8 protein-coding genes are annotated in these 8297 nt (G+C 69.2%); 1 reads left to right on the top strand and 7 read right to left on the bottom strand.

What is annotated here, in order from left to right; translation table 11 throughout:
• The first annotated feature begins 69 nt into the window (after positions 1-69).
• The gene (locus tag K789_RS0120245; protein ID WP_024368341.1) at positions 70-738 is read left to right on the top strand and encodes a response regulator; all 669 of its coding nucleotides are present in this window, start codon (positions 70-72) and stop codon (positions 736-738) included.
• A 78-nt stretch (positions 739-816) separates the two neighbouring features.
• Here K789_RS0120245 and K789_RS0120240 read toward each other — a convergent pair whose 3' ends face one another.
• From K789_RS0120240 to K789_RS0120210, 7 genes are all read right to left on the bottom strand, one after another.
• Positions 817-1200, bottom strand: a complete 384-nt coding sequence (locus K789_RS0120240) for a RidA family protein (RefSeq protein WP_024368340.1) — start codon at positions 1198-1200, stop codon at positions 817-819.
• Positions 1201-1302: 102 nt separating this feature from the next.
• Positions 1303-1824: a hypothetical protein gene (locus K789_RS0120235; RefSeq protein ID WP_024368339.1), complete on the bottom strand. Its 522-nt coding sequence runs from the start codon at positions 1822-1824 to the stop codon at positions 1303-1305.
• A gap of 123 nt (positions 1825-1947) precedes the next feature.
• Entirely contained in the window at positions 1948-2451 is a 504-nt protein-coding gene (locus K789_RS0120230; protein ID WP_024368338.1) for a GNAT family N-acetyltransferase, read from the bottom strand.
• Between the two features lie 111 nt (positions 2452-2562).
• Positions 2563-3399 (bottom strand): inositol monophosphatase family protein, encoded by an 837-nt coding sequence (locus K789_RS0120225; RefSeq protein ID WP_024368337.1) that lies wholly within the window; start codon positions 3397-3399, stop codon positions 2563-2565.
• Positions 3396-5678, bottom strand: a complete 2283-nt coding sequence (gene ligA / locus K789_RS0120220) for an NAD-dependent DNA ligase LigA (RefSeq protein ID WP_024368336.1) — start codon at positions 5676-5678, stop codon at positions 3396-3398. Before ligA ends, K789_RS0120225 begins: the two co-directional genes overlap by 4 nt.
• Positions 5679-5825: 147 nt before the next feature.
• Positions 5826-6779 carry an alcohol dehydrogenase catalytic domain-containing protein gene (locus tag K789_RS0120215; protein WP_024368335.1) on the bottom strand — a complete coding sequence of 318 codons (954 nt, stop codon included), beginning with the start codon at positions 6777-6779 and terminating at the stop codon, positions 5826-5828.
• A gap of 208 nt (positions 6780-6987) precedes the next feature.
• Positions 6988-8297: FtsK/SpoIIIE domain-containing protein (locus K789_RS0120210; protein ID WP_029705491.1), on the bottom strand; the 1310-nt coding region annotated here is incomplete at its 5' end.

The following is an 8297-nucleotide window of genomic DNA, read 5'->3' as shown; positions in this document are numbered from 1 at the left end:
CGGTATTTATGGCGACGCTGCCTGGGACCACGGTTCCCCATGAGACGACGACCAACGAAAGGGACAACGATGTCTGAGGACTTCCGGGTGTTGATTGTGGATGACGATTTCCACGTCGCCAAGCTGCATGCGGCCTACGTGGACTCGGTGGCGGGTTTCCTGGCGCTGGCCCCGGCCGGTTCGGCGTCGCAGGCGCTGCAGGCCATCCACAGCCTGCGTCCGGACCTGGTGCTGCTGGATGTCTACCTGCCGGACGCTTCCGGCCTGGACCTGCTGCACCAGCTGGACGTGGACACGATGATCCTCAGCGCCGCCTCCGACACGGCCTCGCTCCGGCTCGCGTTCCGCCGCGGCGCACTGGGATACCTGCTGAAGCCGTTCACGGCCGAATCGCTGTCCCAGCAGCTGCGCTCCTACGCGCGCTACCGGCGGATCCTGGCCCAGCCGGGGAACGTCACCCAGGACACGGTGGAACGGGCCAAGCGGGCGCTCATCCCGGGGGACGTGGTTGCCTCGGCCAAGCCGCGGTCCGCGACCGAGGCCGCCGTGCTGGAATCGCTGGAACCGGGTGGGCAGTATTCGGCGGCCGAGGTGGCCGCCCGGGTGGGCGTCTCCCGGGCCACCGCCCAGCGGTACCTGTCGGCGCTGGCCGACGACGGCGCCGTCGACATCCAGTTGCGGTACGGCACCACCGGGCGGCCGGAGCACCGCTACGGGCTGCCGGCAGCCGGCGCCTAAGCCCGCACCAGACAACGCGGGGTCACCTACGGCCCATCAGAGGTCCTGTAATGGGCCGTAGGTGACCCCGCGTTGCTGTTAGCTGGCGCTCTTCTGGGCGACGAGTTCGATCTCGACCAGCATCTTTGGATCCAGGAACGGCAGCACATGGACCAGGGCCAGGCTGGGGCGGATCTCGCCGAAAACTTCGCCGTGGGCGCGCCCGGCTTCCTCCCACTGGCTGATGTCCGTGAGGTACAGCTTGGACTGGACCACGTCCGCGTAGTCGAAGCCGGCGTCAGCCAGGACGGCGCCGAGCTTGTCCAGGATGTAGCGGGTCTGGGTGTAGAAGTCCGCGCCGACCACGCCATCCTCGCCGCTGGCGGCGGTGGCGGAGATGTAGAGCGTGTTGTCCACCTGGACCGCCCGGGAGTAGCCGACCTTCTGTTCCCAGACGGAACCGGTGCCGAATGTTTTGCGCATGGAGGTGCCTTTCGCAGTGTGGCGTGGAGTCGGCACCACTTTAGGGCGGCGGCAGGCGCTGCCGGTAACCGCGCGGAAATGTGTCGGGCCCGGTGCCCCGGGCTAGCTGCTGATGTCCCGGTTCTTGCGGAAGGCGTTGCTGCGGGCGTGCTCGTGGACTCGGCTGAGTGCCTCGATCTGGGACCGGGCGTCGTCCGCGAGCGCGGTGAACGTGGCCGGGTCGAGGCCGAGCTCGGGTGCCAGCTCCTCCAGGGTCTGCCAGCCGCCAAGCTTTCCCAGGACCGCGGCGCGCATGAGTTCGGCCTCCAGCACCATGGTCATCGGCGACGGGCGCACGATGCGGCCGTTGAGCTTGAGCCGGCCGGCGTGCTCGGCCAGCCAGGCGGCGGCCTGGCGGTGCGGGCGCTGCCGCACGCCCAGGTCCCGGATCAGGCCGAGGAGCACGTCGCGTTCCCTGGTAATTTCCGCGCTGACCCGGGACAGTTCGGCGGACACCGGGGTGTCGGCGAAGGCCTTGGCCATGCGCTGGATCCGGGAGACGCCGGCGGTGGAGCCGGTCAGGTGGTCCGAGAGGTACAGGCCGAGGAGCTTCCCGTCGATTGAGCCGGGGATGTGCGGTGCCATGGGTCCTCCAGGTAGCCGTTGCCTGAGCGTTTCGATTGACCCACACCCTACCCCACCGGCGCGGCAGCCCTCCGGGGCGGAGCCTTCCGGATCCTTGCCGTCCGGATTCTTGCCGTCCCGGCCCTACAGCTCCTGGCGGTAGACGAGCAGTTTGATGTCGGTGTCCGGCACCACCCAGTCGCGCTCGGGGGCCCGCTGGAAGCCGGTCTTGAGATAAAGCCCGTGGGCGCTTTCCCAGGTCAGGCCGGTGGTCAGCGCCACGGCGTTGATCCCGGGCAGCGACCGGGCGTGGTCGAGGATGGCGTGGACCATGGCCTTGCCGGCACCGCTGCGCTGGACGGCCGGGTCCACAACGAGCATCCGGAATTCCAGCTCGTCGTCGTGGGCGATGTCCGCGTAGGGTTCGCCGGCGACGGCCAGCGTCACCGAGCCGACGATCTGTCCCGCGCGTTCGGCCACCCAGATGGTGGCGTGCGCGGCACGCCGGGCCACATCCTGGATCTGCCGCATGTACGGGTGGTCGGCGCTCGCAAAGTAGCCCGCGGCCAGATAGGCATCCCGGGTGATGCGCGCGATGGCGTCGTAGTCGGCCGGAACTGCGGGACGGATGAGGATCTGGGGATGCACCTGTCCATGCTACGGGCGGGCGCGCCGGACGGGACACGGAACACCGGTTTCCGTGACTGAACTATCAGAACTGCCTGCGCCCGCCGAACGGGCCGGCCGGCGACGGCTGGGCTACAGCGGGAATTTTCCGGAGAGATCCAGGGTCCCGGCGCAGGTCCAGGCCGCGAGGCGTTCGTCGTCGGAGGGGCCGCCGGCCAGCGGGCTGGTGAGCCGCGGACGGCGCACCCAGCAGCCGGCTTCCTCGGCGATCAGGGCGCCGGCGGCGAAGTCGTGTTCGTTCAGGCCCCGTTCACCGTAGGCGTCGTGGGTGCCGTCCGCCACGAGGCAGAGGTCCAGTGCGGCGGAGCCGAGGCGGCGGACGTCGGCGAAGCCGTCCATGATGCTGCCCAGCCCGGCCGCCTGTTCAGCACGGACGGCGGGGTCGTAGCTGAAACCCGTGGCCAGGATCTGGCCCGTGCGCCCGGCGACCGGGCCGGACAGCTGCGTCACCCGGCCGTCTTCCTCAAGCCAGGCCCCCTGCCCGCGGAGCGCGTAGTACCTCCGGCCCAGGGCCGGGGCGTCGACGACGCCGGCCAGCCAGACGCCGTCGGGGTCCGCCACGGCTACAGAGGTTCCGTAGTAGACGATGTTGCGGATGAAGTTGGTGGTCCCGTCGAGCGGGTCGATGGACCAGCGGTAGCCGCTGGGCGACGCCGGCAGGACGGTGCCGCCTTCCTCCCCGGTGATGGTGTCGAACGGCCGCGCCGCGGTGATAACGTCCCGGACAGCGGTTTCCGCCGCGAGGTCGAAGGCGGTCACCCAGTCCCCGGAGTCGCCCTTGTTGCTGACGTCCAGCTCGGCGGTGTTCCGGCCGGCCAGGACCGCGGCCCCGGCCGCGGCGGCCCGCTGCGCGAGGTCCAGAAGTGTGGCCGGGAGGCCGGCGGTCCGGTCCGGGACATCGGCGCTCATTCGGTCACCACTTCCTGGTGGTTCTCCTCGACATCCTCACGGGCGCCGTCGCCGGCGTCGTCCCCTGCGTCGTCCGCGCTGGCCGGTTCCGCGGCACCCTCCGCCGGACCCTCGGCCAGCAGGGCGCGGAAGCCGTCCTCATCCAGGACCGGCACGCCGAGCTGTTCGGCCTTGTCCAGCTTGGTGCCGGCGTTTTCGCCCGCCACGACGTAGTCCGTTTTCTTCGAGACCGAGCCGGATGCCTTGCCGCCGCGGACCAGGATGGCCTCCTTCGCCTCGTCCCGGCTGAAGCCTTCCAGGCTGCCGGTCACCACGATCGTCAGCCCCTCCAGGGTCCGCGGGGTGGACTCGTCGCGCTCGTCCTTCATCCGGACGCCGTCGGCCGCCCAGGTGTCCACGATCTCCCGGTGCCAGTCCTCGGTGAACCATTCGGTCAGGGCGGCCGCGATCACCGGCCCGACGCCGTCGACGTGCGCGAGCTCTTCCTCGGAGGCCTGCCGGATGGCGTCCATGCTGCCAAACGCCGTTGCGAGCGCGCGGGAGGCCCGCGGGCCCACGTGCCGGATGGACAGCGCCACCAGGACCCGCCAGAGCGGCTGGGTCTTGGCCTTCTCCAGCTCGCGGAACAGCTTCTCGGTGGTGGCCGTGGGCCTGGACGGCGTCTTCGCGGTCCCCTTGCTGTAGAAGTACGGCACCAGCTCGAACTCGCCGGTGGCGACGCCCTTGGACCGTTTTTCCCGCCGGATGCGCACGTCGGCGAGGTCTTCGGGCTTGAGCCGGAACAGGGTCGCCTCGGTGGTCAGCGGCGCGGTTTCCGGCTCGGCCGGCTGGGTCAGGGCAATGGCGGCTTCCCAGCCGAGGGCCTCGATGTCGAACGCGCCGCGGCCGGCGAGGTGGAACACCCGTTCGCGCAGCTGCGCCGGGCAGGAGCGGGAGTTGGGGCAGCGGATGTCCACGTCCCCTTCCTTGGCCGGCGCCAGGGTCGTGCCGCAGGCGGGGCATTCGGTGGGCATCACGAAGTCGCGGACCGGCGGATCCTGCTGCTCGCGGAGGGCCAGGACGGGCCCGACGATTTCGGGGATGACGTCCCCGGCCTTGCGCAGCACGACGATGTCGCCGATCTTGACGCCCTTGGCCTTGACCACCTCCTGGTTGTGCAGGGTGGCCATCTCCACCGTGGAGCCGGCGACCTTGACCGGTTCCATCACGCCGTAGGGGGTGACGCGGCCCGTGCGGCCCACGTTGACGGCGATGTCCAGCAGCTTGGTGTGGACTTCCTCCGGCGGGTACTTGTAGGCGACGGCCCAGCGCGGAACCCGGGAGGTGTAGCCGAGCGCTCGCTGGGTGGCGAAGGCGTCGACCTTGACCACGATGCCGTCGATTTCGTGGGAAAGGCTGTGGCGCTTGTCGCCGTAGCGGTTGATGAATTCCAGCACGTCTTTGAGCCCGGGAAGGACCTCGAAATACGGGCTGGTGGGCAGCCCCCACTCGGCGAGCTGCCGGTAGGTGTCCGACTGGCTGGCGGTTTCGAGTCCCTCGCGGGCGCCGATGCCGTGCACATACATCCGCAGCGGGCGCTTGGCGGTTTCCGCTGGGTCCTTCTGGCGCAGCGAGCCGGCGGCAGCGTTGCGGGGGTTGGCCAGGGGCGCCTTGCCGGCCTCGATCAGTGCCTCGTTGAATTCGGCGAAGGCTTTGGACGGGATGAAGACCTCGCCGCGGACCTCCATTTCGGCCGGGAAGCCGGCTCCGCTGAGCTGCTGCGGGATCTCCTTGATGGTCAGGACGTTGTGGGTGATGTCCTCGCCCGTGGTTCCGTCGCCGCGGGTCGCAGCCCGGATGAGCACACCGTCGCGGTAGAGCAGGTTGACGGCGAGGCCGTCGATCTTAAGCTCCGTGAGCCAGGACGGCGTCCCGTTGCCGAGTTTGGCGATGTTGGCCTCGGCCTTGGCGATCCACGCCTCCAGCTCCTCGAGGGAGAAGACATCCTCCAGGCTGTACATACGCTGCAGATGTTCGACGGCGGCGAAGGCGGCGGACACTTCGCCGCCCACCTCCTGGGTCGGGGAATCGTTGGCCACGAGTTCCGGGTGCATGGCCTCGATGGTTTCCAGCCGCCGGTAGAGCTCGTCGAATTCGGCGTCGGAAATGATCGGCGCGTCCTCCTGGTAGTACGCGAAGCGGTGCTTGCGGACCTCCTCGACGAGGACCTCGTACTCTTCGCGCACGGCCTCGGAGGGGGTGTGTGTGTCGGCTTCTGCTGCAGTGTTCCCTGTGCTCACAGACCTATCCTGCCCTACATCACCGACATTGTCCGGTCCGGATTCCCGGGCGCCGTGCCTGGGGGAACTGCCGCTTAAACGAACGGGGGCCGTTGCAGCTCCCGGAATCACCGGGTGCTGCAGCGGCCCGCGGGAAGCTGCGTAGTTTTACTCGTAGATGGCGATGAAGCGGCCGACCACACCACCGGCGCGCAGCTTGTCGATCGCACCGGGGATATCCGCCTGGGTGATGAGGTTCATCGGCGGATTCAACTGGCCGGACTTCATGAGCTCGTAGATCCCCGCGAGGTCTTCCTTCGTGCCGGACTTGGAGCCCTTGATGGACAGCTGCTTGATGATGAGCGGGTAGGTGTTGATGGTGGCCTCGAGGCGGCCCATGCCGACCTGCACCAGGGTGCCGAACTCGGCGAGGGTCTCGATGGCGGCGGAGGTGGTGGTGCCGAAGCCGGCGTAGTCGACGATGAGGTCGAGGTTCTTGTCCTTGAAGGCATCGATCGAGTCGGCGACACCGGCGAGGCCGATCTCGTCGGCAAGTTTCTGCGTCTCGGGGTTGACCTCGGCGCCGTACACCTCGGCGCCGGACAGCACCGCAACCCGGGCGCCGATGTAACCGAGCCCGCCGAGTCCGATCACACCGACCTTCATGCCGGCCTTGGCGCCGCCGACCGCCATGATGGCGTGGTAGGAGGTCAGGCCGGCATCTGTCGCCATCGCGCCAAGCTCGAACGAAACTTCGTCGGGAAGCCTGACGAGGTTGTCTGAGGTTGCCAGCAGCCTGGGGCCGAAGCCGCCGTCCCACTTGCCGTAACCGATGGCGTCGCCGTCGCCCATCACCGGGGCGAGTCCCACCCGGTCCCCGACTTTCCACTCGTCCATGCCGTCGCCCACCTCAGTGATGACGCCGGCGTTCTCGTGTCCCATGGTGCGCGGGAGGTGGGGGAAGAGGGGCATCCAGCCGGCGTCGTCCAGGGCGGTCACGTCGGAGTGGCAGACACCCGCGGCTTTGACGGCGACGACGACCTGTCCGGGACCAGGGTGCGGCTCCGGGACCTCGTTGAGCTCCAGCGGATTGTTCGTGCCGGTAAACTGCCATGCCTTCATGCGTCGTCTCCTTTTTGTGAGCGTGCGCTGCTTGCTTGCACTGGTTGCTTGCACGGTGAAAATGTTCGCACCGGCACGCGCCGGGGAGACCCGTGCCGGACGTGATATTCGCACTCTACCCCTCGGGCCCGGGCACTTTCCCCTCAACGGGCGATGGCCGTCGCAACACCCGGAGAACAATGGGTGTCGAACCCGAGGGACCGGGTGGTTAGTTCCGGTTCTCCGGAGGCAGCGCGACCTGGAGCTTGCGGACCTTGCCGCGGCCCACGATGTAGCCGCGGCCGGGGACGAAGTCCGTGCTGATCCGGCCCAGCGAAGTGCTGAGCAGGCTGTCGCCGTCGATGTCGCCCGGGTTGAGCAGGAGGCCGCGGCGGCCGGACTTGAACGGCTGCGCGAGGGACCAGGCAGAGGACCAGGTGGACGTCTCGGATTCGCCCACCACCCACTGGTCGGCCTTGATCGAGGCCGTGACGAGCCGTTCGATCCCGGATTCCGCCCCCGTGTCGGTGAAGTCGGTCAGCCCCTCGATGAAGATCGCGAGCTTGCCCGGCGTGCCGGTGGAGTAGTCCACCAGCTCGTCGATGGTTTCCTCGACGTCGTCCGCACCCACCACGGAGCGGTCCCAGAGCTTCAGGGACGCCGCCGCGGAGCGCCGGGAGCCAACGTAGATCAGTTCGACGCCGGGGTTGGAACGGCGCAGCGCGTAGGCCAGGGTCACCAGGGCGACGGTGCGGCCTGCCCCGGGCGGGCCTGCCAGCAGCAGCGGCCCCTTGGCCAGGATCTCGGCGGGCTGGAGCGTCTCGTCGTCGACGCCGATGACCGGCAGGTCCGGGCTGCCGGCGGGCAGGATGTCGAGGTCGACCTGGTCCGGCAGGCGCTCGATCTGCGGGGCCCGTTCCACGCCCTGGCGCAGCATGGCCTCGCTGAGCTTGTGGACCTCGCGGGCCTGCACGGCCAGGTTGGAGTTGCCCCCGAGCACCGCGAGCTGCACCTCGAGGTTGCCCAGCAGGCCGCGGCCCGGAGGCGAGGCCTGGCCCAGGACATCCTTGGGCACGTCCATCGACAGGTAGTCGTCCTCAGAGGAAAGGCGCAGCACCAGCCGGCGCTGGATCGAGGCCAGCAGCGACGCCGGTACCGAGTTGGGCCGGTCCCCGCTGACCACGAGGTGGATGCCGAGCGGACGGCCGTCGGTGGCGAGCTGCAGGAAGATGTCCCACAGCGCGGAGAGCTTGCTGTACTCGTAGGCCTCCCGGAACGCGGACATGCCGTCGACCAGCACGAAGATCCGCTTCTCCGCCGGCTGGTCCGCCAGGGTGCGGTACTCCACGATGGTCGACGCGCGGACTTCCGAATAGCGGGCCGCGCGGTCGTCGGCGAGGTCGCGGAGCCAGCGCAGCAGCCGGCCGACGCGTTCGACGTCGTCGCCGTTGATGATCTCGCCGACGTGCGGCAGCCCGTCGAGCATCTTCAGCCCCGAGGAGCCGCAGTCGATGCCGTAGACGTTCACCGGCCCGCCGC

It is taken from the genome of Arthrobacter sp. TB 26 (assembly GCF_000427315.1).
Classification (GTDB): Bacteria; Actinomycetota; Actinomycetes; order Actinomycetales; family Micrococcaceae; genus Arthrobacter.
The sequence above is the reverse complement of the archived record's forward strand: the minus strand, read 5'-3'. Positions and strand labels throughout refer to the sequence as shown.